The 21,967-nt window shown below is 73.6% G+C and carries 23 protein-coding genes and 1 pseudogene; 13 read left to right on the top strand and 11 right to left on the bottom strand.

The window, feature by feature from the left end; all coding sequences use genetic code 11:
• Window positions 1-537: 537 nt before the first annotated feature.
• Window positions 538-960 (top strand): annotated as a pseudogene (locus ACZ4FH_RS22235) (phosphatase PAP2 family protein); the annotation flags it as partial.
• Here ACZ4FH_RS22235 and ACZ4FH_RS22230 read toward each other — a convergent pair.
• The 5 genes from ACZ4FH_RS22230 to ACZ4FH_RS22210 all read right to left on the bottom strand — a co-directional run bounded on the left by ACZ4FH_RS22230 (window position 937) and on the right by ACZ4FH_RS22210 (window position 8,226).
• Window positions 937-1,623, bottom strand: a complete 687-nt coding sequence (locus tag ACZ4FH_RS22230; RefSeq protein ID WP_467306756.1) for a response regulator transcription factor — start codon at window positions 1,621-1,623, stop codon at window positions 937-939. The pseudogene ACZ4FH_RS22235 and the gene ACZ4FH_RS22230 overlap by 24 nt on opposite strands.
• Before the next feature lie 140 nt (window positions 1,624-1,763).
• Entirely contained in the window at window positions 1,764-3,227 is a 1,464-nt protein-coding gene (locus tag ACZ4FH_RS22225) for a sensor histidine kinase (RefSeq protein ID WP_467306755.1), read from the bottom strand.
• A gap of 190 nt (window positions 3,228-3,417) precedes the next feature.
• Window positions 3,418-4,299, bottom strand: coding sequence for an enoyl-CoA hydratase/isomerase family protein (locus ACZ4FH_RS22220; RefSeq protein ID WP_467306753.1), 882 nt, complete (start codon window positions 4,297-4,299; stop codon window positions 3,418-3,420).
• A 136-nt stretch (window positions 4,300-4,435) separates the two neighbouring features.
• Complete coding sequence (locus tag ACZ4FH_RS22215) at window positions 4,436-6,664, bottom strand: acetate--CoA ligase family protein (protein ID WP_467306751.1); 2,229 nt, start codon at window positions 6,662-6,664, stop codon at window positions 4,436-4,438.
• Window positions 6,665-7,035: 371 nt separating this feature from the next.
• Window positions 7,036-8,226 carry a flavin-containing monooxygenase gene (locus tag ACZ4FH_RS22210; RefSeq protein ID WP_467306749.1) on the bottom strand — a complete coding sequence of 397 codons (1,191 nt, stop codon included), beginning with the start codon at window positions 8,224-8,226 and terminating at the stop codon, window positions 7,036-7,038.
• Between the two features lie 147 nt (window positions 8,227-8,373).
• Here ACZ4FH_RS22210 and ACZ4FH_RS22205 point away from each other — a divergent pair, with 147 nt between their 5' ends.
• From ACZ4FH_RS22205 to ACZ4FH_RS22190, 4 genes are all read left to right on the top strand, one after another.
• On the top strand, window positions 8,374-8,826 hold the full coding sequence (locus ACZ4FH_RS22205) for a DoxX family protein (protein ID WP_467306747.1): 453 nt from the start codon (window positions 8,374-8,376) through the stop codon (window positions 8,824-8,826).
• A gap of 35 nt (window positions 8,827-8,861) precedes the next feature.
• The gene (locus tag ACZ4FH_RS22200) at window positions 8,862-9,278 is read left to right on the top strand and encodes a Zn-ribbon domain-containing OB-fold protein (protein WP_467306745.1); all 417 of its coding nucleotides are present in this window, start codon (window positions 8,862-8,864) and stop codon (window positions 9,276-9,278) included.
• 587 nt (window positions 9,279-9,865) lie between these two features.
• Window positions 9,866-10,633 carry an SDR family NAD(P)-dependent oxidoreductase gene (locus ACZ4FH_RS22195; RefSeq protein ID WP_467306743.1) on the top strand — a complete coding sequence of 256 codons (768 nt, stop codon included), beginning with the start codon at window positions 9,866-9,868 and terminating at the stop codon, window positions 10,631-10,633.
• A gap of 133 nt (window positions 10,634-10,766) precedes the next feature.
• Window positions 10,767-11,549: a thioesterase family protein gene (locus tag ACZ4FH_RS22190; protein WP_467306742.1), complete on the top strand. Its 783-nt coding sequence runs from the start codon at window positions 10,767-10,769 to the stop codon at window positions 11,547-11,549.
• A 115-nt stretch (window positions 11,550-11,664) separates the two neighbouring features.
• Here the strand turns inward: ACZ4FH_RS22190 and ACZ4FH_RS22185 are convergent, their stop codons facing one another.
• Window positions 11,665-12,774 (bottom strand): hypothetical protein, encoded by a 1,110-nt coding sequence (locus ACZ4FH_RS22185; protein ID WP_467306741.1) that lies wholly within the window; start codon window positions 12,772-12,774, stop codon window positions 11,665-11,667.
• 260 nt (window positions 12,775-13,034) lie between these two features.
• On the opposite strand from ACZ4FH_RS22185, the gene ACZ4FH_RS22180 reads away from it, so the two are divergent.
• Entirely contained in the window at window positions 13,035-13,679 is a 645-nt protein-coding gene (locus tag ACZ4FH_RS22180) for a DUF6232 family protein (RefSeq protein WP_467306739.1), read from the top strand.
• A 165-nt stretch (window positions 13,680-13,844) separates the two neighbouring features.
• The gene (locus ACZ4FH_RS22175) at window positions 13,845-14,498 is read left to right on the top strand and encodes a hypothetical protein (protein WP_467306737.1); all 654 of its coding nucleotides are present in this window, start codon (window positions 13,845-13,847) and stop codon (window positions 14,496-14,498) included.
• 6 nt (window positions 14,499-14,504) lie between these two features.
• On the opposite strand, the gene ACZ4FH_RS22170 is transcribed toward ACZ4FH_RS22175, so the two are convergent.
• On the bottom strand, window positions 14,505-15,107 hold the full coding sequence (locus tag ACZ4FH_RS22170) for a DUF1707 SHOCT-like domain-containing protein (RefSeq protein WP_467306736.1): 603 nt from the start codon (window positions 15,105-15,107) through the stop codon (window positions 14,505-14,507).
• 340 nt (window positions 15,108-15,447) lie between these two features.
• Between ACZ4FH_RS22170 and ACZ4FH_RS22165 the strand changes: the two genes are divergently transcribed.
• Together ACZ4FH_RS22165 and ACZ4FH_RS22160 are read left to right on the top strand one after the other, a co-directional pair.
• Window positions 15,448-15,762 carry a hypothetical protein gene (locus tag ACZ4FH_RS22165; protein ID WP_467306735.1) on the top strand — a complete coding sequence of 105 codons (315 nt, stop codon included), beginning with the start codon at window positions 15,448-15,450 and terminating at the stop codon, window positions 15,760-15,762.
• Entirely contained in the window at window positions 15,759-16,076 is a 318-nt protein-coding gene (locus tag ACZ4FH_RS22160; RefSeq protein WP_467306734.1) for a type II toxin-antitoxin system PemK/MazF family toxin, read from the top strand. The genes ACZ4FH_RS22165 and ACZ4FH_RS22160 overlap by 4 nt, the downstream gene beginning before the upstream one ends.
• Before the next feature lie 18 nt (window positions 16,077-16,094).
• On the opposite strand, the gene pspAB is transcribed toward ACZ4FH_RS22160, so the two are convergent.
• The gene (pspAB, locus tag ACZ4FH_RS22155) at window positions 16,095-16,679 is read right to left on the bottom strand and encodes a PspA-associated protein PspAB (RefSeq protein ID WP_467306733.1); all 585 of its coding nucleotides are present in this window, start codon (window positions 16,677-16,679) and stop codon (window positions 16,095-16,097) included.
• 28 nt (window positions 16,680-16,707) lie between these two features.
• Window positions 16,708-17,619 (bottom strand): zinc metalloprotease HtpX, encoded by a 912-nt coding sequence (gene htpX, locus ACZ4FH_RS22150; RefSeq protein WP_467306732.1) that lies wholly within the window; start codon window positions 17,617-17,619, stop codon window positions 16,708-16,710.
• Between the two features lie 170 nt (window positions 17,620-17,789).
• On the opposite strand from htpX, the gene ACZ4FH_RS22145 reads away from it, so the two are divergent.
• Together ACZ4FH_RS22145 and ACZ4FH_RS22140 are read left to right on the top strand one after the other, a co-directional pair.
• Window positions 17,790-19,001 carry a cytochrome P450 gene (locus ACZ4FH_RS22145; RefSeq protein WP_467306731.1) on the top strand — a complete coding sequence of 404 codons (1,212 nt, stop codon included), beginning with the start codon at window positions 17,790-17,792 and terminating at the stop codon, window positions 18,999-19,001.
• Between the two features lie 26 nt (window positions 19,002-19,027).
• Window positions 19,028-19,207: a ferredoxin gene (locus ACZ4FH_RS22140; RefSeq protein WP_383643244.1), complete on the top strand. Its 180-nt coding sequence runs from the start codon at window positions 19,028-19,030 to the stop codon at window positions 19,205-19,207.
• Between the two features lie 97 nt (window positions 19,208-19,304).
• On the opposite strand, the gene ACZ4FH_RS22135 is transcribed toward ACZ4FH_RS22140, so the two are convergent.
• Window positions 19,305-19,973, bottom strand: coding sequence for a pyridoxine/pyridoxamine 5'-phosphate oxidase (locus ACZ4FH_RS22135; RefSeq protein WP_467306729.1), 669 nt, complete (start codon window positions 19,971-19,973; stop codon window positions 19,305-19,307).
• A gap of 81 nt (window positions 19,974-20,054) precedes the next feature.
• Between ACZ4FH_RS22135 and ACZ4FH_RS22130 the strand changes: the two genes are divergently transcribed.
• Together ACZ4FH_RS22130 and ACZ4FH_RS22125 are read left to right on the top strand one after the other, a co-directional pair.
• A complete protein-coding gene (locus ACZ4FH_RS22130) occupies window positions 20,055-20,333 on the top strand; it encodes a type II toxin-antitoxin system Phd/YefM family antitoxin (protein ID WP_467306727.1) in 279 nt (92 codons plus the stop codon).
• Window positions 20,326-20,724, top strand: a complete 399-nt coding sequence (locus ACZ4FH_RS22125; protein ID WP_467306726.1) for a type II toxin-antitoxin system VapC family toxin — start codon at window positions 20,326-20,328, stop codon at window positions 20,722-20,724. Before ACZ4FH_RS22130 ends, ACZ4FH_RS22125 begins: the two co-directional genes overlap by 8 nt.
• Before the next feature lie 40 nt (window positions 20,725-20,764).
• On the opposite strand, the gene ACZ4FH_RS22120 is transcribed toward ACZ4FH_RS22125, so the two are convergent.
• On the bottom strand, window positions 20,765-21,961 hold the full coding sequence (locus tag ACZ4FH_RS22120) for a thiolase C-terminal domain-containing protein (RefSeq protein ID WP_467306725.1): 1,197 nt from the start codon (window positions 21,959-21,961) through the stop codon (window positions 20,765-20,767).
• Window positions 21,962-21,967 lie beyond the last annotated feature (6 nt).

The following is a 21,967-nucleotide window of genomic DNA, read 5'->3' as shown; positions in this document are numbered from 1 at the left end:
TCCCCGGCGCGCCTAGGTTCGGCGCCCATGAGACGAGAGAACGCACGCCGCACCCGGCCCGCCCGGCCCCTGCTCGCCTGTGCCGTCCTGGGCGCCGGAGCCGCCGCCGTCCTGGCCCTCGCCCCCGGCGGCCTGGGCACGGAACACGCGGTACGCGTGACCGACGGCGCCTCGGCGTCCGCGTACCGCTCGGTGACGGAGGCGGTCGCCCACTCCCCCTCCTGGACCGGCCCCCTGCTGGAGGCGGCCTGCGACGGGACGCTGGTGATGCTGGGGCTGGTGTGGGCGTGGGTGTGCTGGAGCGCGGTGAGGGGGTTGGGGGTACGGGGGCTGGGAGTGCGGGGGCTGGGGGTACGGGGCGTACGCCGGGGCATGGGCGTCGTGTCCCCGGCGGACGGGCGGGACGCGCGCACCGGTTCCGGTGCCTCCCGGCGTACGGGCTCCGAGGTCGTCCGGCGCACCGTCGCCTCCCCGCCCACCGGCTCCGGCGCCTCCCGGCGTACCGGCTCCGATACCGTCCCGCCCACCGGCTCCTCCCGGCGTACCGCCGCCCGCTTCGTCGCCGGGGCCGTGCTCACCGGTATCGGCACCGTTCTGGCCTACGCGGTCAGCGAGGCCCTGAAGCTCGTCGTGGACGAGGAGCGCCCCTGCCGGGTCCTGCCGCGCGGGGCGGCGGCGGTGGCCGAGTGCCCGCCGCCCGGCGACTGGTCCTTCCCGAGCAACCACGCCACCCTCGCCGCCGGACTGGCCGTCGGACTCGCCCTGACGCGCCCCCGCCTGGCGGCCCTCACCCTGCCGCTGGCCGTCGTCGCCGCCGCGCTGCGGGTCGTGGCCGGGGCGCACTACCCGCACGACGTGCTGGCCGGAGCGGCGCTCGGCGGTGCGGTGGCCGCGGCCGCCCTGCTGGCGCTCCTGCCCCGTGCCGAGTCCGCGGTGTCAGCGCTCGCCGGGCGGCTGCGCGGGGACGGCGACGCCGGCCTCGTGGGCGACGACGGCCGCCGCGACCCGGTTGTCCACGCCCAGCCGGGCCAGGATCGAGCTGACGTGCGCCTTGACCGTTCCTTCGACGAGGTGGAGGCGGCGGGCGATCTGCCCGTTGGACAGGCCGCCGCCGAGGAGGGCCAGCACATCGCGTTCCCGGGCCGTGAGGGCGCGGACCCGTTCGCGGGCGGCGGTGCGCCGGCCGGCCAGGGCGCCCGCACCCGTCGCCGAGAGATGGGCGACGACCCGGGCCGCGACCTTCGGTGACAGATAGGCGGCGCCCCCGGCCACCGCCCGGACCCCCGCGATCAGCTCCTCGGGTTCGCCCGACTTGATGAGGAAGGCGGCGGCCCCGCCGGACAGCGCCCGCAGGATGTAGTCGTCCTCGCCGAACGTCGTCAGCATCACGACCCCCGTCCCCGGCACCGTGCGGTGGATCTCGGCGGCCGCCTCGATGCCGTTCGTCCCGGGCATCCGGATGTCGAGGACGGCCACGTCCGGGCGGTGCCGCTGCACGAGGTCCACCGCCTCGCGCCCGTCGCCCGCCTCCGCGACGACCTCGATCCCCGGATCGGTGGACAGCACGGAGCGCACCCCGGCACGGATCATCGGTTCGTCGTCGGCGACGAGCACCCGGATCACGGGCGGACACCTTTCCTCGGAGCCGGCATGCGGACACCTTTCCTCGGAGCCGGCATGAGGGATCCCGGGCGGACACGGCTCCTCGGAGCCGCCCTCAGGGATCACGGGGGCCGGTGCCCGCTCGGAGCTTCTGCGGGGGATCACGGGGCCAGCGCCTCCTTGGACATCAGCCGCCCGTCCCGGAAGCAGAGGCGGTACGTGTCGCCGGAGCGGTCGTCGAAACGGTCCGCCGTCATCGCGTAGTACGCGCACGACACACCCGCCCCCGCCGGCTCACCGGCCACCCGCCGCTGTCTGGTCTCGCGGACGGGCAGCAGGCGTTCGACGGCGGAGCGCTCCTGACCCACCCGCAGCCGCGCGTAGTCGCCCGGCTCCAGAACGGACTGCCGGGCGGAGTGGACGTCCCAGCCCAGGAGCGCCGCGCTGAGCAGCGCCCACACGGCCAGGGGCAGCACGACGGCCAGCGCCAGCGCCCGGCGGACCCGGCCGCGGGCGTGCCGGTGCTCCGGCGGCAGGGCGTCCCGGCCGGGGGAGGGGGCCGCGGCCGGCGGACGGGCGGGGGTGGTGTGCGGAAGACGGGCGGTGACCGCGAAGCCGCCGTCGTACGGGCCGTGGGTGAACGTGCCGCCCGCCAGCCGTACGCGCTCGTCCAGTCCGATCAGCCCGCGCCCAGTGCCGGGGAGGTCGAAGGGGGCGTCGCGCCGACCGTCGTACGGATCGCCCGCGCGGTCCGGGTGCGCGGCCGGGGGACCGTTCTCGACGCGGACCGTCGTCGCCCCCGGTGTGTGCGCCAGCCGGACGGAGACCGGGGCGCCGGGCGCGTGCTTGGCCGCGTTCGTCAGGGCCTCCTGCACGACCCGGTGGGCGGCCCGCGCGGCCGGACCGGGCAGCGCGGCGGGGTCGCCCTCGATGTGCAGGGCGACCGGGAGACCGGCGGCCGAGGCGTCCGCGACCAGGCGGGGGACGCCCGCGCCGGGCGGACCGTCCTCGGCGTCGTCGCCGGTCTCCTCGCGCAGCAGCCCGATCACCTCGCCGAGCCGTTCCACCGAGGCCGCCGCCCTGGCACGGATCTCGCCGGCCGCCTCGCGGTGGGACGCGTCCAGCCCCGGGGCGAGCTTGAGGGCGCCCGCCGACAGGGCGATCAGGCTGAGGTCGTGCCCCAGCAGATCGTGCATGTCCTGGGCGATGCGGGCCCGTTCGCGCGACCGCGCCTGCTCGGCGACGAGCCGCTGCTCGCGCTCCAGCCGCGCCGCCCGCTCCCAGCCCGCCCGCACCAGCTCCTGGTACTGCCGCCAGAAGCGGCCCGCGCACCACGGCAGCATCGCCGCCACCGCCACCACCGCGACGAACCGCCCCGCCATCAGCAGCCACGACGGCACCAGCGCCACCGCCACCACCCCGCCCGCCACCACCGCGACCAGCACCAGCAGCGTCGGCCCCGTCCGCCCCGGCTCCCGCCCCGCCAGGAACGCCAGCACCGCCGCGGGCACCGCCCACCACGCGCTCACCGCGCTCAGCGCCACACAGACCGCCGCCGCGCCCGTCAGCACCTGCCCCCGCACGACCGCCCGCCGCGCCGCCCCACCGCTCCTCGCTCCGTCCACCCTCCGACCGTACGCACCGCCGGGCGGTGGCGGCACTGCCGAAAGTCGGGGGTGGGGGCGACGAGGAGAGGGCGGACGGACCGCACCCCTTCGGTACGGTTCTGCGGTTGCCCGCGCCCTTCGGCCCCGACCTGGACACCGGCGGGCCGACGCCCCTCTGACCGCGCGCTGCATCCCCCGGTACTTCGCCCTACATCCCCCGGTACTTCGGCGTCCGCCGCTCCACGAAGCTCGCCACGCCCTCGTTGGCGTCCTGGGTGGTCATGTTGATCTCCTGGGCCATCGCCTCGGCGGCGAAGGCGGTGGCGCGGTCGGTGTCGAGGGAGGCGTTGACCAGCTGTTTGGTGAGGGCGAGGGAGCGGGTCGGGCCGTCGGCGAGGCGCTGGGCCCAGGCGCGGGCCGTGGCGTGCAGGTCGGCGTCGGGGACGGTCCGGTTGACGAGGCCGAGGCGTTCGGCGTCGGCCGCCGGGAGGGCGTCGCCGAAGAACATCAGCTCCTTGGCGCGCTGCGGACCGATCAGGCGCGGCAGCAGATAGGCGCCGCCGCCGTCCGGTACGAGGCCGCGGCGGACGAACACCTCGATGAACCGTGCCGATTCGGCGGCCAGCACCAGATCGCAGGCCAGGGCGAGATGGGCGCCGATGCCGGCCGCGGTGCCGTTGACCGCGGCGATCACCGGCTTCTCGCAGTCCTGGACGGCGGCGATCAGCCGCTGCGCGCCCAGCCGGATCGTACGGGCCACGTCGCCGGGGACCCGGTCGCCGCCGGCGGAGGCTCCGGTGGAGGGGGCTCCGCGCAGGTCCGCCCCGGCGCAGAAGCCGCGCCCGGTGGCGGTGAGGACGACGGCCCGGACGGCGGGGTCGGCGGAGGCCTCGGCCAGCAGCGCGATGATGCGTTCGCGCTGGTCCCAGGTGACGGCGTTCATCGCCTCGGGCCGGTTGAGGGTGATCCACGAGACCCCGTTGTCAGTGGCGTGGAGTATCAATGATTCAGGCGATCCGGACGGATCGGACCCGCCGGCGTGACCGTTCGCGTCGCGGGGGGTCGTGGTGTCTTCGGGGGAGGACGGCATGAGGCAGCTCCTGGACAGGTGGCGGACGCGGACGCGTGGCCGCGAGGGCGGGCGTGCGCGGTGGCGGCGGACGGTGGGGTGGCGCGCCGGTGCGCGGGGCGGCGGCGGGCCGTCGGCGGACCGCCGCTCCGCCCCCTCAGCGGCAGACGGCCAGTGCGTCCAGGGCGACCGCGCCCTGCCCGCGCCCCAGCACCATCAGCGGATTGATGTCGAGTTCGCTGAGGTCGTCGCCGAGTTCGAGCGCCATCCGCTGGACGCGCAGGACGACTTCGACGAGCGCGTCCACGTCCACGGGGGCCCCGCCGCGCACGCCTTCCAGCAGGGCCCGGCCGCGCAGTTCGCCGAGCATCGCCCGCGCCTGGTCCTCACCGAAGGGCGGCACCCGCACCGCCGCGTCGTGCAGCACCTCGACGAGCACACCCCCGAGCCCCACCGTCACCGTCGGGCCGAACAGCGGGTCGTGCGTGACCCCGACCATCATCTCGACGCCCCGCTCCACCATCTGGCAGACCAGGATGCCGTCCAGATCGATGCCCTCGTAGCGGGCGATGTCCGTCAGCTCGCGATAGGCGTCGCGCACCTGGCTGGCCGAGGTGAGCCCGACCTTGACCAGGCCCAGCTCCGTCTTGTGGGCCAGCCGCGCCCCGGACGCCTTCATGACGACGGGGTAGCCGACGAGCCCGGCCGCCCGGACGGCCGCCGCGGCGCTCGTCACCAACTGCTCGCGGGGCACCCGGATCCCGTACGCGCGCAGCAGCTGCTTCGCCGCGTGCTCGCTCAGCTGGTGCCCCGGCCGCATCAGGGCCTGCGCCTTGCGGAAGGACGGGGACGGGGTGCGCGGGGCCTCGTCGAAGGGCGAGCGGTAGGAGGCCGCGAAGCGGTGGTGGTCCAGATAGGCCTTCACGGCGGTGATGCAGTTGCCGAAGGTGCGGAAGGTGGCGACCCGGGAGGAGCCGAGCAGCGTCGTGCGGTACGCCTCCTCGGTGCCCACGGGCGACCCCCACACCACGCACACCAGCTTGTCCGTGGTCTCCGCCGCGTCCACGAGATCCTGGGCCAGCTTGTCGCTCATCGGCGGGAAGGGGCCGGTGATCGGACAGATCAGCACCCCCACCTCCGGGTCCGCGAGGATCGCGTCGATGATCTTCCGGCCGCGCCAGTCGCCGACCGGGTGGCCGCCGTTGTCGACGGGGTTGGCCACGTTCAGGTAGTCGGGGATCCAGGTGTGCAGTTCGGCCTGCTTGGCCTCGGACAGCACCGGGAGCGAGAGCCCGGCGTCCGTCGCCAGGTCCGAGAAGTGCGCACCCGTGCCGCCCGAGATCGAATAGACGACGACGCCCTCGGCCCGCGGTGTGCGGGCGCGGGCCAGCAGGGCGGCGGTGTCCTGGAGTTCGTCGAGCCCGTCCACCCGGATCACGCCGAACTGCCGCATCGCCGCGTCGACGACCTGGTCGGCCCCGGTCAGCTTCCCCGTGTGTGAGGCAGCCATCCGGGCTCCCGCCTCCGTCCGCCCCACCTTCACCGCCACCACCGGAACCCCGGCCCGCGCCGCCCGGTCCGCCGCGAGCAGGAAGGAGCGCCCGTCCTTGAGCCCCTCGACGTAGCAGGCGATGGCCCCGACCTCGGGCTGCTGCGAGAAGTACGCGATGAAGTCGGCGGTCTCCAGATCCGCCTCGTTGCCGGTGGGCGCCCAGTGCGAGAGCCGCACGCCCAGCTCCTGGAGGGTGTAGACGGGGCGCCCCTGGTGGCCGGACTGGGTGATCAGGGCGATCGCCGGGCCGTCCAGGTCCTCGCGGAACTCCTCGAAGGCGTTCAGGTTGGTGTTGGGGCCGAGCAGGCGCAGCCCCGAGCGTTCGACGGCGGCGGACAGCCGGGCCTGGGCGGCCGCGCCCTCGGCCCCGGTCTCGGCGAAGCCGGAGGCGAAGGCGACGGCGAACCGCACCTTGGCCTGGGCGAGTTCCTCGATGACCGGAAGGGGGTCACCGACCAGCAGGACCGCCAGATCGACCTCCTCGGGCAGCTCCGCGACGGACGGGAAGCAGTCCCGGCCGAAGACGGTGGTGCGGGTGGGGTGGACGGGGTGGAGGCGGGCGCCGACGCGTTCGGCCCAGGCGATGAGCTGGCGGGTGATGCCGGTGTTGGGCCGTCCCTCGGTGTCGGAGGCGCCGACGACGGCGACCGACCGGGGCCGGAAGAAGCGGTCCAGGTCCGGTACGGGGGCGTGCAGCGGCCGGCCGCTGACGTCGAGGTCGCCCTCCGCGGCGGCGGCCGCCATGCTGTGGACGGCGGCGTGCGGTTCCTCGCCGCAGGCGACCACCCGGGCGCGGAAGTCGGTGGTGAGGGTGCCGTGAGTCGATCCAAGCATCGTTCCGCCCACTCCTGCTCGACAGTGCTTCGGCACACGGGGTGCCCGGACCACATAACTGACGCTCTGTCAGGTTACTGAACTGACGGCCCGTCAGGAATGGGTGTGCAGGCAAAGACTGAGAGCGGCGGCCCGGAGGGGTCCGGGCCGCCGCTCTCGTGGGGGACGGGGGTGGGGCGGGGCGATTCGGGTCGGGCGGGTGGTCGGGTGGCTTGGGGTGGTCGCGGTTGGCCGGGCGGGCGGCCTGGGGCGGTCGCGGGCGGCCGGGTGGCAGGTTGGGTGGCGTGCTGTGGTCCCGGACGGCCGGTTGATCGGTTGATTGGGTGGTCGGGTGGTCGGGTGGTCGGGTGGTCGGGTGGTCGGGTGGCCGGTCAGGCCGTGCGGGCCAGGCGGCGGGCGATCTTGCGGGCGTCCAGGGCCATTTCGCGGAACATGCCGCTGATGGGGTTGGTGAACCCGGTGAAGTAGAGCCCGGGGGCCTGCTTCGGGGTGCGGGCGCCGTGGACGACCGGGCGGCCCCGGTCGTCCAGGACTCCCAGATGGCCGACCAGCGGCTCCAGCGCCCGGAGGTAGCCGGTCGCGGCGATCACCGCGTCCGGGGTGACCCGGGTCCCGTCGGCCAGGACCACCGCGTCCCCGTCGAAGGAGGCGACGGCGGCCACCGGCTGGACCAGGCCGCCCTTGACCGCGTCGATGAGCCCGACGTCCTGGACCGGGATCGCGCCCTCCTTGACCCGGGAGTAGAGGCCCGTGTCCGGCCGGGGCAGCCCGTGCTCGGCGAGATCGGGCACCGCGACCCTGGCCATCAGCCCGCCCGCCCGGTCGACGAGGGGGACGGGCAGCCGGCGCACCAGGATGCCGGTCGCCTGGGCGGGCCAGCCCGCCGTGGACCGGCGCACGATGTGCGGGGCGGTGCGTACCGCGAGCCGTACGCGCCCTGCGCCGCCCTCCACGAGGTCGACGGCGATCTCGGCCCCCGTGTTGCCGACGCCCACGACGAGGACGTCCTTGCCGGCGTACGGGGCGGGGTTGCGGTAGGCGGAGGCGTGGACCAGTTCGCCGGTGAAGCCGGAGCGTCCGGGCCAGTCCGGGATGCGCGGGGTGTGGTTGAAGCCGGTGGCCACGACGACCGCGCGGCCGGTCAGTTCCCGTCCGCCGGTCGCGGTCAGCCGCCACCCGGAGCCGTCGTCCGCCCGGTCGACGCGGGAGACCTCGACCCCCGTCACGACCTCCAGGCCGTGGTGCTCGACGTACTTCTCCAGGTAGCGCACCACGTCGTCCCGGGAGACCCAGCGGCCGAACCTGCGGGGCATCGCCAGCCCCGGCAGGGCCGACCAGCGCCGTGTGGTGTGCAGGTGCAGCCGGTCGTAGTGGCCGCGCCAGGAGGCGCCGACGTCCGCCGCCTTCTCCAGGACCACCGCCCGTACGCCCTGCTCGCGCAGCGCGGCAGCGGCGGCCAGACCGCCGGGTCCGCCGCCGATGACGTAGACGGGGCGGTCCTCGGTGAGGTCGGTGGGGGCCGGGAGGGGAGTGGTGCCGGAGGGGGGTGTGCTGTCGGACATGGTTCGGAGCGTAATGGCGTGATTTGTTGATGGGTCTCGGTCAAGCCCGGAATCGATTGCGAATTGATCACGGGTGCGCGCCCCTTGCGGAGTCCGCCGCCATCCGGTGAACTGACGTACCGTCAGATCCGGTGAACGGAGGACCTCATGCGGACGGTCTGGCTCGACGGGGCCCAGTGGCTCGCCGTGCTCCGAATCGGCCTCGGCCTGTGGTGGCTGGAGAGCTGGCGCCACAAGGACAAGAAGGGCTGGTTCGAGCGGGGCACCGGCATCGCCTGGGCGGCCGGCGTCGCGGGCAAGCACCGCTGGGCGGTCGTCCGCACAGGCTTCACGAAGGTCGTCGCCCCGCGCCCCCGGCTCATGGCCTACGTCGTCGTGTACGCGGAACTCGCCCTGGGCCTCGGCCTGGTCGCCGGCTTCCTCACCCCGGTCGCCCTCGTCGCGGGGCTCCTGCTGAACCTCCTCTACCTGGTCCTGATGATCCACGACTGGGCCGAGCAGGGGCAGAACGCGATGATGGCGCTCATCTCGCTCGTCGCCCTGTTCGCCATGGCCTGGCAGACCTGGTCCCTCGACCACGCGATCGGACTGTTCCTGTGACCGCCGCGAGCCCGGACCCGGCGTCCGTTGCCCCCGTGTCGCCCCCGGCCCCCGGCCCCCGCTACGACCTCCCCGAACCCGACGCGTTCACCCAGCCCTACTGGGACGCCGCCGCCGAGGGGTTGCTGCTCGTGCGCCGGTGCCGGGGGTGCGGGCGGGCGCACCACTACCCGCGCGAGTTCTGCCCGTACTGCTGGAGCGAGGACGTGGCCTGGGAGCGGGCGAGCGGGCGCGCCACGCTGTACACCTGGTCCGTCGTCCACCGCAACGACCTGCCGCCCTTCGGTGGCCGCGTTCCGTATGTCGCCGCCGTCGTGGACCTGGCGGAGGGGCCCCGGATGATGACGCGGATCGTGGAGTGCGAGGAGTCCGCGCTCGCGATCGGGATGGAGCTGAGGGTGACGTTCGAGCGGGAGGAGGGGCGGGAGGCGGTGGCGGTGTTCCGGCCCTGACGTGGTGCGGGGTCCCGGGGCTCGGGGTTCCGTCCTCAATCGCCGGACGGGCTTGTTTGTGCGGGTTCCCCGCAGGGCGCCTGATGTTCGGTGGGTGGGGGTCCGGGGTCCCTCCGGGGAGACTCCTCGAACGACGAACGTGCGGGCCCGACGTAAGGGCGTCCGGGTCTGTGTTCGTCGTTCTGCGGGGACTCCCCTGCACGCCCCCGGCCCCGGCCGTCGTGCGTCTGCGACAGCGTGATTCACCGGCGGGGAGAGAGACGCGAAGGCCGGGCGGGGGTCTGTCCGTGGCAGCGGGTCCCACCGGCATGCAGACGCCGAACCGGCCCGGGTGGGGGCGTGCAGGGGTGTCCCCGCAGGAAATGGCGTACGACCCGGGTCCCTTACGTACCCGGGTGAACACGCCATTTCTGAGGAGTCACCCCGGAGGGACCCCGCCCCCACCCACCGGACACAGGCGCACGGGCCCACCCCACGGCGCCCCCGTCCCGGTGGCCGGGACAGCGCCCCGCACGGCCCGCGCGCGGTGGTTTGGATGAGGTCCAGGACGGACCTCCGTCGCCACCCCTCCCGTGCAAGGAGAGCGCATGTCACTCACCGGACGCGTCGCGATCGTCACCGGCGCAGGGGACGGGATCGGGGCTGCCGTGGCCCGTGCGTACGCGGCCGAGGGCGCGCACGTCCTGGTCGCCGAGCTGAACGAGGAGAGCGGCCGGGCGGTGGCCGGGGAGACGGGCGGGCTGTTCGTCCGGACCGATGTCGGGGACAGGGCGCAGGTGGGCGCGATGGTCGACGCGGCGGTACGGGAGTGGGGCCGGGTCGACATCCTGGTGAACAACGCCTGGGGCGCGGGCGATGTGGGCCGGGTGGAGAACAAGACGGACGAGATGCTGGAGCGGGGCTTCGGGGTCGGGTTCTACGGCCCGTTCTGGGCGATGAAGGCGGCGTTTCCGCACATGAGGGAGCGCGGCTGGGGCCGGGTGGTGAACATGTGCAGCCTCAACGGCGTCAACGCCCACGTCGGCACCCTGGAGTACAACGCGGCCAAGGAGGCCCTGCGCACCCTGACCCGGACGGCGGCCCGCGAGTGGGCGCCGACGGGCGTGGTGGTGAACGCGATCTGCCCGGGGGCGAAGAGTGCCGCGTACGTCCGGATGATGGGCGAGCACCCGGAGTTGGAGGCGCAGGCGAACGCGGCGAACCCCATGGGCCGCATCGGCGACCCGGCGGACGACATCGCCCCGGCCGCGCTGTTCCTGGCGAGCGAGGGCGCGCGGTACGTCACCGGCAACACGCTCTTCGTCGACGGCGGGGCGCACATCAACGGTGTCGCCTGGGCCCCGGAGCTGCCGTAACGGTCCGGCGGGGCGGCTGCGGCGCGGCGCGGCGGGCATGCGTGCCCCATACACCGGACCCGCCGACCGGCCGGTGACCGAGCGATGTCACGCTGGGGGCTCCTGAACCGTACGGCCGCGAGGGAACGACGCCATGGGCACCGCCAGCTACTACGAGCGCATCGACGACCACCGCTACAAGCCCACCGCCCACGCGAGCGGTGCCTGGAGCACGGACGAGGTGCACTTCAGCCCGTTCGGCGGCCTGGTCACGCACGCGATCGAACGGCATCTGGCGGACCGGCCGGGCGAGGGGCTGCTGCTGTCCCGGATCAGCTTCGACATCCTCGGCCGGATCGCGCTGGACGAGGTGGAGATCCGGGTCGAGACGGTCCGCCCCGGCCGCACGATCGAACTGGTCGAGGCCGTCGCGACCATCGCGGGCCGCCCCGTCGTGCGGGCCCGCGCCTGGTGCCTGGCCGCCGTGGACACCACCGCCGTCGAGGGCGGCGGGGACGACCGGCTCGCCCACCCCGACACCCTCGCGTCCTGGGCGATGGCCGACCTCTGGCCCGGCGGCTACATCGCCTCCGTGGACGTCCGCCCGGTCGGCACCCCGCGCCCCGGCCGTGCGACCGCCTGGATCTCCACCCCGCTCGACCTCGTCGCGGGCGAGAAGGCGGGCCCGCTCGCCTCGTTCATCGCCCTGGTCGACACGGCCAACGGCATCGCCGTCCGCGAGCAGCCCACGGCGTGGATGTTCCCGAACGTCGACCTGACCGTGCACCTGCACCGCCTCCCCGAGGGCGGCTGGACCGGCCTGGACACCACGGTCGTCTTCGGTCCGGCCGGCCAGGGACTCACCAGCACGGTCCTGCACGACGTCCACGGCCCGGTCGGCCGGGCGGAGCAGATCCTCACGGTGCGGCCGCTGTAGGGCCGTAGCGAGTTCCCGCCTGCGGGCCGAGGCCCGGCACGCACGCTTGCCGCCTGGCCCCGACCGCTCAGGGCGCCCCGACAGAGCGTGGGAAGGGCGCTCCGGCGAGGAGTGGTCAGGGCGCCTCGGCGAACGCGGCGGACGGCTGCTCGCCGTTCTGGGCCTGGCGCGCGCGTTCGGTCACCATGCCCGCGATGCCTGTCAGGACCGACGAGTTGAGCTCGTCGTAACCACCGCCGTACGCGACCCGGATCACCACGGTCCCGGCCCGGACGACCGAGGCCATGGAGTACTTGTACGCCGAGCCGGTGTACTCCTTCCGGGAGAACGCGGCGCTCACGTCCCCGAGTGGGTCCAGGGACATCGAGGCGATGCCGTCCCCCGTGCCGATGTCGCCGACGCGCGTCTCGTAGCCCGTGGCCGCCGCGTCGGCCGACTCGTAGGTCTCGACCAGGATCGACGCCAGGTCGGACGTCCCGGAGGGCTCGTACGTCACCTGGCCCTTGCTGAGCAGTCCGCCGCAGTCGTCCGAGCAGAGGTCCGGCTTTCCCTCCGTCTCGGCCGCCTCGGACACCGACCATCCCGACGGCATGCTCCGAAGGTCCGGGAGGATGCCCTTCGCGAGCTCCAGGTCCGTCACGGGCGCGGTCTTCCCGCCCCGGCCCGTCCCGTTCTCGCGCTGCTCCGCATCGACGCCCGAACCGTCACCGTCCATGGCTCCGCTCGCCCCGCCGGTGACCGACAGCGGCACCTCGCCGTCGTCACCGCCCAGGGCCTGGACGATCCCGTAGACGGCGAAGCCGAGGACCAGTGCCACGACCAGGAGCAGCGCCGTGACGGTGACCGGCGCCCGGTCCTTGCGCAGGGTCAGCGGACCGAACGCGATGGTGTTGTGCCTGGACCGGTCGCCGATCGTGGCCTGGTACACATCGCGCCCGGCGGACGGTGCCGCCGAGGGCCGCTGCTGCGCCGCCTCGTGCAACTGCTCCAGCCGGCGGGCGAACGCGGGGTCCTCCGTGAGCACGACGGTCAGGAGCCGCGCGGCCTCGTCCGGGTCGCCGTCCGCCGGGTCGAGAGCGGCACGCCCTTCGGGGGAGGATCCCAGCCGCTCCCGCACCAGACGAGAGGCCTCGGCGCCGGCCGCGCCGCCGATGGCACCCGCCGCGCCACTCGATGCCTGGGACAACAGGGCCGCGATCCATGTTGTTAACTCGGTGGGTTCCATGGGGCTGATTATCGGCATGGTGATGTCGGGCCCGGCCGTTGCTTTCCGGCCTTGTCTGGCCGCCTGGGTCTCCACCCGCTCGACCCAGCACACTCCTGCACGACGTCCACGGCCCGGTCGGCCGGGCGGAGCAGATCCTCACGGTCCGGCCGCTGCAAGGGGAACATCCGGCCAGCGGAACCGGGTTGGCCACTTCTCGTCTGCCGTAGGGCGGGCCGGTGCCGCTTAATGGTCATCCCGTGACGAGAGCTGGGGGAGCCATGGCCGACAACGGTAACGCCGGGACGCCGCCGCCGGACGAACCGCCCCCGCCCGTGCCCCCTGTTCCGCCCCAGGCCCCGCCTCCGATGCCGCCCCCGGGCCCCGTCCCGCTCCCGCCGCCGCCCCTCCCGGCGGCCACGCGCAAGGGCCGGGTGCTCGACCTCTGGATCGACCGCCGGGCCCTGCGGGTCGGGTCGGCCGCGATACCGCTGACCGCCATCACCATGGTCGACGCGTTCCGGTTCGGCCCCGACTGGGGCGAGACGGTGATGCGCGTCCTGAAATGGCTGCTCGGCGCGGTCGTACTCGTCGCCGTCATCAGCTCGGCCAACGGCAACGGGGTCGACGTCGGGGAGAACGGCAACGTCCTGGCCCTCGTCGCCGTGGCCGCCCTGGTCGTCGTCGTCCTGGGCATCGGCACATCGAAGCCCGTCCTCGTGGTGGAGACTGCCGGAGGCTCCCGCCTGGTCGTCACCCGGTCCGGCCTGGAGGACCTGCGCCTGATCGCCGACGCGATCCTGTACGCGATCCAGGTCCCGGACGTGGAGTTCCACACCACGGTGCGCCCGCTCAACGACGCGAAGAAGTACGGGTCCGTGATGGTGATGAACGGCGGGCGGGGGGTCTCCGGCCTCAGGCTGTGAGACCGGCGGAGTCCGGCCGGGGGCCTGGCCCCACCTCGCCGTGGGTGGCGAAACCACCCCCGCCGTCCGGTGTCCAGGCCCAGTGACCGGCCCGGTGTGCGCCGGAAGAATTCATGGCACCGCAGCTACGCGGAACCCACCACGCGGATCAGCAGGGGGACAGCCATGAACGAGACCACCGCCCGGCGCCTGACGGGCTTCGCCGGGATCGCCGCCGCAGCCGCCTTCATCGTCGAAGTGCCGTTGTACTTCATCTACTCGGGACCGCCGCCGGACACCAACGTCCTGGCCCGCCTGCTGATCGGAATCCTCGCGCTGGCGTTCCTGCTCCTCTTCGTGACCGCCTTCCGCGAACTCGTCAAGGCGGTGAGCCCCGCCCATGAATGGGCGGGCAACCTGGCCTTCGTCGCCGGACTGGTCTACACGACGGTCACTCTGGTCTCCAGCGGACTGGAGGCCGGTGCGGTCATCGCCGCCGACCGTCCGATCGACCCGACGATCACCGTCAGCGGCACCTACATCCTGTACGGGACGATCGGCCGGCTCCTGCTCGCGCTGTTCCTGACCGCCGTGGGCCACGCCATCGCGCGTACGGACCTGCTGCCGCGCTGGACCGCCCGCTCCGCGTACGTCCTGGCGGGGATCAACCTGGCCTTCGTGCCCTCGCTCTTCTTCGGCAACACCCCCGCGCACTTCTACGCGGCGAACGGCTGGGGCACCACCGCCCTGATGGGCGCGGTCTTCAGCTACTGGATGCTCGCCCTCGGCCTCAGCATCCACCGCAGCGCCGGCCGCCGCGCGCCCGTCCCGCACCACTGATCCGGGTCAGCGCGGAAGCTCCTTGCGCTGCTTGCGGCGTTCCCGGCCGCTGGAGTGGCGGATCACGACGCCGCCCATGCCGCACGTGCCCGAGAGCCTGAGCAGCGGGGTTCCGGGCAGCCGCCCGCCGGAGGTCTTGTCCTTGAAGCCGCCCATGCCGGGATCGAGCGCGTCGGTGTCCGAACCCCAGCCCTCGGGAACGACGAACACCACACCCGCCATCTGTGCGTCCACCTCGACCTCGATCTCCCGCAGCCGGCACTCCGTCTGCGTGAAGTCGAGCAGGACGCCGCCCATGCCGCCGTACGCGACGATGCGCGGCGGCACCTTCCAGCGGCCCTTGCGGGACACGCTGTGCATGCCGCCCCGGAGGGTGAGCGGTTCGCCGGAGTCGATGACCACGGGCCCCAGATCGCCGGTGAGCGGGGCGAGTTCGCCGTACGTCTTCGCCGTCAGCGCGGCACCGACCCGTTCGTCCAGCTCGTCGAGATCGATCCGCCCCTCGGCCGCCGCCTCCCGCAGCTGTTCCACGACCGCCTCGCGGTCGGCGTCGGAGGCCCGCATGCTGCCGGGCGAACGGTCGGGTGAGTGGTCGGATGCGCCAGTCATGGACGCGATGATACGGACGCCCCTGCTCCTCGGGCACGAGCTGTGCGGTGACCACTCCGTTCCTGAAGCACGCCGTCAACGGCTGACACGGAGGTACGCGTGGCGTGGGCACCGGGGGCCGCTACGAGAAGGAGGGCGGCTCCTGCGCCAGTCGGCTTTCGTGCTGCTCCAGCCACTGCCGGAGGTCCACGCAGTCGATGAGTCCCTTGCCCGGGTATGCGACGCGGTAGCCGTGGGAGTTGCTTCTCACGGCGAGGCCGGGGCCGGGCCCCGTAAGCCTCCACGCGTTTGTAGGGCCGATTCCTTTGCGTGCTGCATATAGTGCTGCATGATGTGATGCATGGCATCGGTGATTCGTAAGAGCATCCCCATAGACGCGCACGTCGAAGACATGCTCCGGCGCATCCGGCGCCACGACACGCCTGAGAACGAAGCTCTGTGCCAGGTGACCGGCATACGCGTGGACGATGACACGTCCGAGGCCGAAGCGCTGCGCGCGCTGCTGAACGCGGGGCGGCTCGCGGTTCAGGAGAAGGTCATGGAGAACGGCTACGCCGCCCTCGCGGCTGCTCAGGACGAGGAGGACCGGGAGCACGAGGCGGCCATGCGGGCTCGCGGAGCCCGGCGTCGTAGCCGGGTCGGGGCTGGTGAATGAGTGACGTAGTCCCCGTCCGAGGGCGGGTCTACCGCGCCGACCTCGGTTCGGGCCTCAAGCCCTGGCTCGTCGTCTCGAACAATGCGCGCAATCGTGCACTCAACGACGTCCTTGTCGTACGCATCACGACGTCGCCCAAGCCTGCGCTGGCGAGCATTGTCGAGCTGGGCGCCCATGACCCGCTTGTCGGGCGGGTGCTCTGTGACGACCTCGGGCCGCTGTACAGGGACGAGATCAAGGCCGATCTCGGCGCGCTCTCGAACCAGACGATGATGCAGGTGTCCACAGCACTCCGGCACGTGCTCGCGCTCTGACGAGCCGGGCGGCCCCCCTCACAGCCCCGGCGCCCCCCACACCGGGAACCACCGCGCCAGGTCCTTCTCCACCCGGAGGTCGTCGCCGAGGGCGGCGCGGACGGAGAGTTCCAGGGGGTTGTCGCGTTTCTCGGTACCGCCGGGGAGCGGGGCGAAGGGGTAGAAGGTGCCGCGCTTGTAGAGGTAGACGAGGGCCAGGGAGCGGCCCTGGTCGTCGTGGAAGGCGATGAGGGAGCAGAGGAGCTGTGGGCCGAAGCCGCCGTCCTGGAGGAGGGTGTTGACGGCGTGGAGGTCGTTGACGAGGGCGGCGGTGTCGTCGGGGGACTGGCGGGCGAGGAGCCAGGTGTAGCCGTAGGAGTCGCGGCTGAACTCGACGGGGATGCCGCCGCGCGCGGTGTCGGCGTCGAGGAGGTCGCGTACGTCCTGCTGGAGGCGGGCGAAGGTGGCGCCCTCCACGCCCGCGAAGCAGACCGAGCCCAGGCCGGTGGGGGTGAAGCCGGTGGCGGCCTGGAGGGTGAGGGCGGCGGAGGGGACGGCGAAGAGCTGGTCGAGGTCGGGGCGGACCGGTTTGCTGCGGCCGAGGATGGTGTCGAGCAGGCCCACGGGGACTCCCTGGGGGGCGGGGACGGTTCTACGGGCGGGACAGGTCGGCGGAGATGCGGGCCAGCTGGTCCAGGCGCTGTTCGAGGGTCGGGTGCGAGGAGAGCAGCTGGCTCAGGCTCTCCTTGGAGGAGAACGCCGGGACGAAGTAGAAGGCGTTGTACGGCTCCGCCTTCCGCAGGTCCTCCGTGGGGATGCGGGCCATCTGGCCGCTCACCTTGGTGAGGGCGGAGGCCAGGGCGGAGGGGCGGCCGGTGAGGAGGGCCGCGGCGCGGTCGGCGGAGAGTTCGCGGTAGCGGGAGAGCAGCCGGGTGAGCAGGAAGCTGAGGGCGTAGACGACCGCGCTGACCAGCGGGATGAGCATGAGGACGATGCCGGAGGGGTCGTTGCTGCGGCCGCCCCGGGCGAAGCCGCCCCAGAGGGCGACGCGGGTCATGATCCCGGCGAGGACGCCGAGGAACGAGGCGATCGTCATGACGGCGACATCCCGGTGCGCGACGTGGGACATCTCGTGGGCGAGGACGCCCTCCAGCTCCTCCGGCTCCAGTCTGCGGAGCAGACCGGTGGTGGCGCAGACGAGGGCGGTCTTCTCGTTGCGGCCCGTCGCGAAGGCGTTCGGGACGTCGCTCTCCGCGATCGCCACCCGTGGTTTGGCCATATCGGCAAGGGCGCAGATCCGGTCGATCGCGCCGTGCAGTTCCGGGGCCTGTTCGGGGGTGACCTCGCGGGCGCCCATGCTGAACGCGGCGATGCGGTCGCTGAACCAGAACTGGGCGACGAACATGCCGCCGGTGATGATCAGGATGATCGGCCAGGCGCCCCGCAGGACGGCCAGCAGCACGCCGACCAGCACCACGTACAGCAGGCCGATCAGGAACATGGTGGTGACCATGCGCGTCGTCAGCCCCCGGTCGGAGGCGTAACGGCTCCGGGTTCGGGTCATGGGTGACCTCCAGTCCTCGCCTGTCTTCCATGGTGCTCCTCGGCGGCCGAAAGTGGACGTGCGCACTCCGTTCGGGCGGTTTGGCCGAACAGCACCTGGTTGTTTAGGTGCCTCAGGCATCTAGTGGGGAGTGATCGGTACGACACCCCCCTCTCCCTGCGAGGTCCGCCGTGACAGAGACACCCACCGAGACCCCTGGCGTCGTCTTCCCGCAGAACCGCAGCTGCCCCTACCACCCGCCGTCCGGCTACCCCCGCCCGAGCAGGGGCGACGGGCCCGTCTCCCGGGTCCGGCTCTTCGACGGCCGTACGGTCTGGCTGGTGACCGGACACGCCGAGGCGCGGGCGCTGCTCGTGGACCCGAGGCTGTCCTCCGACCGGGAGCACCCGGAGTTCCCGGTCTTCGCCCGGCGGCTGGCCGACACCACCCAGCGCCGGGTGGAACTGCTCGGCGTCGACGATCCGGAGCACCACACCCAGCGCCGGATGCTCATCCCGAGCTTCACGCTCCGCAGGACCGCCGCGCTGCGGCCGCGCATCCGGGAGATCGTGGACGGGCTCCTGGACGCGATGGTCGCGCAGGGACCGCCCGCCGAACTGGTCACGTCCTTCGCGCTGCCCGTCCCGTCCATGGTCATCTGCGCCCTGCTCGGCGTGCCGTACGAGGACCACGCGTTCTTCGAGGCGCAGTCGCGCAAGCTGCTGCGCGGGCCGGAGGGCTCGGACGTGGAGGCGGCCCGGGACGCGCTGACCGGGTACTTCCGGACGCTGATCGCGCACAAGCGGCGGGAACCGGGGGACGGGCTGCTCGACGAGCTGATCGCCCAGCGGCTGGAGACCGGGGAGCTGGACCTGGACGCGCTGGTGCGGCTGGCCCAGATCCTGCTGGTGGCCGGCCACGAGACCACCGCCAACATGATCTCGCTGGGCACCCTCACGCTGCTCCAGCACCCGGACCAGCTGGCGCTGCTGCGGGCGGCGGGGCCGGACGGGGTGGGGACGGCCGTGGAGGAGCTGCTGCGGTTCCTGTCCATCGCCGACGGGCTCTCCCGGATCGCCGTCGAGGACATCGAGGTCGGCGGGGTGGTGCTGCGCGCCGGGGACGGGGTCCTGCTCTCCACGGCGGTGAGCAACCGGGACGCGACCGTGTACCCCGCCCCGGACGCGCTCGACCTGGAGCGCGGCGCCCGCAACCACGTGGCCTTCGGCTTCGGCATCCACCAGTGCCTGGGGCAGAACCTCGCCCGCGCCGAGCTGGAGATCGCGCTGCCCGCGCTCTTCGAGCGGCTGCCGGGGCTGCGGACGGCGGTGCCCGTGGCGGAGATCCCCTTCAAACCCGGGGACACCGTCCAGGGGCTCCTGGAACTGCCGGTGACGTGGTGAGCGCGGAAGGGGAGGCGGCCGTGGAGCTGCGGATCGACATCGACAAGGACGTGTGCATCGGGGCCGGGCAGTGCGCGCTCGCCGCGCCCCGGGTCTTCACCCAGGACGAGGACGGGCTCAGCGAACTGCTCGCCGACGCCGAGCCCGGCCCCATGGTCCGCGAGGCCGCCCGCGCCTGTCCCGTACGGGCGATCACGCTCGGCTGATCCGGCGGGGCCGGGCCCTCGGGGCCGGTGGGGTTCACGGATCCGGGCGGTGCCCTCCGCCGCCCCCGCCCACCGGCCCCGCCCGCCGGGCGGGGCCTCACGGCCAGAGCAGTTCACGGATCCAGGCGGCGCCCTCCGCGCGGTACCGCAGCCGCACGTGCCGGCGGCGGGCGTCGCCCTGGAAGAACTCGGCCTCGCGCGGCTCCACCACGTACCGCGTCCAGCTCGCCACCTCCGCGTCCGGCTCCGCCCCCGCCCGCTCCCACGCCGCGTCCGAGGCGCGCTCCAGCTCCGCCACCGACCCCAGCACCTCGCTCTGCCGCCCGACCAGCGCCGAGGCCAGGGCCCCCGTCGAGCGGGCGTGCAGATCGGCCGCGCTCTCGGCCGGCGAACAGACCGCGACCGGCCCCCGCACCCGCACCTGCCGCCCGAGCGCCGGCCAGTAGAAGCCGAGCGCCGCCTGCGGACGGGCCGCCAGCTGCCGCCCCTTCGCGCTCGTCGCGTGCGTCGCGAAGTGCCACCCCCGCCCGTCCGCCCCGTGCAGCATCACCGTCCGCACGTCCGGCAGCCCCTCCTCGTCCACCGTCGCCAGACTCATCGTGTGCGGCTCCGTCTGCCCGGCCGCGACGGCGTCCGCGAACCAGGCGTGGAAGAGGGGAAGGGGCGCGGCGGGGGCCGCCTCCGGGGCGAAGCCGGGCAGCTCGACGTCCCAGACGCGCTGGGCGTGGAGCAGGGCGGGGAAGCGGTGCGATGCGTCGGTGGTCATGGGGTCATTCCACAGGGTGTGGCGGGGCAGGAGAGGCGAGACGGTGTAGCACCGTGAGACACGTGGAGCTGCGCTGACTGTATGAAGACCATTACGCAGCGGGAGTTCCGTAACCGGTCCGCGGATGTCATGAACGCAGTGGAGGAGGGCGAGGTCTTCCACATCACGCGCAACGGGATAGAGGTTGCCGAGCTGCGACCCCTCGCGCGCAGGCGAAGTCGGAGCGCGGAGGAGCTGGTGGCCCGCCACCGGCGCCTTCCGAGGGTGGACGCCGCAGTGATGCGCCGTGAGGCGGACCAGCTGTTCGGCGGCGAGGACCGGGCCGGAGACGGCGATCCGTGGGAGCGCCCGCGTGGCTGAGCGCTATGAGCAGGGCGTCCTCGATACCTGCGCGTACATCGACCTCGGGCAGCTGAGTCCGAAGGACCTGCCGTCCTTCCCCGTGCTCACCGCCGTGACGATGGCCGAACTCCAGCAGGGGGTGGCGATGGCCGCCCATCCGTCCGAGCGGGCGGCACGGATGGAGAAGCTGGGGGCCGCCGTGGCCGACTTCGAGCCCCTGCCCTTCGACGGTGACGCGGCCGCCCGGTACGGAAGCCTGGTGTCGCTGGTCCTCGCGGCCGGCCGGAGCCCCCGGCGTATGGATCTGATGATCGCGTCCATCGCGTCGGCGCGGGACCTGCCGCTCTTCACCCGCAACGCGGACGACTTCAAGGGGCTGGAGGACATGCTCACCGTGGTCGCCCTCTGAGCCGGACGTGCCCCGCGCCGGTCCTCCGGGTTTCCGCCCCTCACCCCCGCCCCAGCACCACGGTCCCCGACGAGCAGAACCAGCCGCCCGTGCCCGAGGCGACGGCGAGTTCCGGGAGGCGGTCGCCGGGCTTGCGGACCTGGCGGGCGCCGGCCTCGCCACGGAGCTGGCGGACGGCCTCGACGAGGAGGAAGAGGCCGCGCATGCCGGGGTGGCAGGCGGAGAGGCCGCCGCCGTCGGTGTTGACGGGGAGCTCGCCGGTCAGGCCCGTACGGCCCTTCTCGACGAAGGGGCCGCCCTCGCCCTTCGCGCAGAAGCCCAGGTCCTCCAGGGTCACCAGCGTCATATAGGTGAAGGCGTCGTAGATCTCGGCCAGATCGATGTCCGCCGGGCGCACCCCCGCCCGTTCGAAGGCGAGGCGGCCGGAGACGGCGGCGGGGGAGACGGTGAAGTCGTCCCATTCGGACATCGTGGAGTGGGAGACGTGCTCGCCGGTGCCGAGGACCCAGACGGGGGTCCTCGCCGTGTCGGGGACGTACTCCTCGGCGGCCAGCAGCACCGCGCAGCCGCCGTCGCTGCGGATGCAGCAGTGCAGTTTGGTGAACGGGTCCGCGATCATCGGGCCGGACAGCACGTCGTCCACGGTGACCGGGTCGCGGAACATCGCGTCCGGATTGGCCGCCGCGTTCGCCCGCGCCCGCACCGCGACCTCCGCGAGCTGTTCCAGCGTGGTCCCGTACGTGTGCATGTGACGGCGGGCCGCCATCGCGTACTTGGCGATCAGCGAGTGCCCGTACGGCACCTCGAACTGGAGGGGGCCCCGCGCGCCGAACGACAGGTTCGAGGTGCGGCGGCCCGCCCTGATGTCCGCGCGGGCCGTCGACCCGTACGCCAGGAGCACGGCGTTGGCCCGGCCCTCGGCTATCGCGTCCGCCGCGTGGGCCGCCATCACCTCCCAGGTGGCACCGCCCACCGAGGTCGAGTCCACCCAGGTCGGCCGCAGCCCCAGGTATTCGGCCACCTCCACCGGGGCCAGCGTGCCCAGCCCGGCCGAGGCGAACCCGTCCACGACCGAGCGGTCCAGCCCCGAATCGGCCAGCGCGCGGCGGGCCGCCTGGGCGTGCAGGGCGTACGGCGTGGCCGTGTCGACGCGCCCGCAGTCGGACAGGGCGACCCCGACGACGGCGACCCGGCGGCGCCCGCGGGAGGGGGAGGGGTGCGTGGGAGTGGTCGGCATGGATCT

The organism is Streptomyces sp. NPDC024555, assembly GCF_055559335.1.
Note: the sequence above shows the minus strand (reverse complement) of the source record. Positions and strands in the feature narration are given on the sequence as shown.

Bases quoted from the DNA above. Each gene is read 5' to 3' on its own strand.
- ACZ4FH_RS22170 (WP_467306736.1), bottom strand. From the start codon at position 15,107: ATGACTGGCGCATCCGACCACTCACCCGACCGTTCGCCCGGCAGCATG.
- ACZ4FH_RS22210 (WP_467306749.1), bottom strand. From the start codon at position 8,226: ATGTCCGACAGCACACCCCCCTCCGGCACCACTCCCCTCCCGGCCCCC.
- ACZ4FH_RS22165 (WP_467306735.1), top strand. From the start codon at position 15,448: ATGGCATCGGTGATTCGTAAGAGCATCCCCATAGACGCGCACGTCGAA.
- ACZ4FH_RS22190 (WP_467306742.1), top strand. From the start codon at position 10,767: ATGGGCACCGCCAGCTACTACGAGCGCATCGACGACCACCGCTACAAG.
- ACZ4FH_RS22215 (WP_467306751.1), bottom strand. From the start codon at position 6,664: ATGCTTGGATCGACTCACGGCACCCTCACCACCGACTTCCGCGCCCGG.
- htpX (WP_467306732.1), bottom strand. From the start codon at position 17,619: ATGACCCGAACCCGGAGCCGTTACGCCTCCGACCGGGGGCTGACGACG.
- ACZ4FH_RS22185 (WP_467306741.1), bottom strand. From the start codon at position 12,774: ATGGAACCCACCGAGTTAACAACATGGATCGCGGCCCTGTTGTCCCAG.
- ACZ4FH_RS22175 (WP_467306737.1), top strand. From the start codon at position 13,845: ATGAACGAGACCACCGCCCGGCGCCTGACGGGCTTCGCCGGGATCGCC.
- ACZ4FH_RS22160 (WP_467306734.1), top strand. From the start codon at position 15,759: ATGAGTGACGTAGTCCCCGTCCGAGGGCGGGTCTACCGCGCCGACCTC.
- ACZ4FH_RS22130 (WP_467306727.1), top strand. From the start codon at position 20,055: ATGAAGACCATTACGCAGCGGGAGTTCCGTAACCGGTCCGCGGATGTC.
- ACZ4FH_RS22195 (WP_467306743.1), top strand. From the start codon at position 9,866: ATGTCACTCACCGGACGCGTCGCGATCGTCACCGGCGCAGGGGACGGG.
- ACZ4FH_RS22180 (WP_467306739.1), top strand. From the start codon at position 13,035: ATGGCCGACAACGGTAACGCCGGGACGCCGCCGCCGGACGAACCGCCC.
- ACZ4FH_RS22120 (WP_467306725.1), bottom strand. From the start codon at position 21,961: ATGCCGACCACTCCCACGCACCCCTCCCCCTCCCGCGGGCGCCGCCGG.
- ACZ4FH_RS22205 (WP_467306747.1), top strand. From the start codon at position 8,374: ATGCGGACGGTCTGGCTCGACGGGGCCCAGTGGCTCGCCGTGCTCCGA.
- ACZ4FH_RS22220 (WP_467306753.1), bottom strand. From the start codon at position 4,299: ATGCCGTCCTCCCCCGAAGACACCACGACCCCCCGCGACGCGAACGGT.
- ACZ4FH_RS22135 (WP_467306729.1), bottom strand. From the start codon at position 19,973: ATGACCACCGACGCATCGCACCGCTTCCCCGCCCTGCTCCACGCCCAG.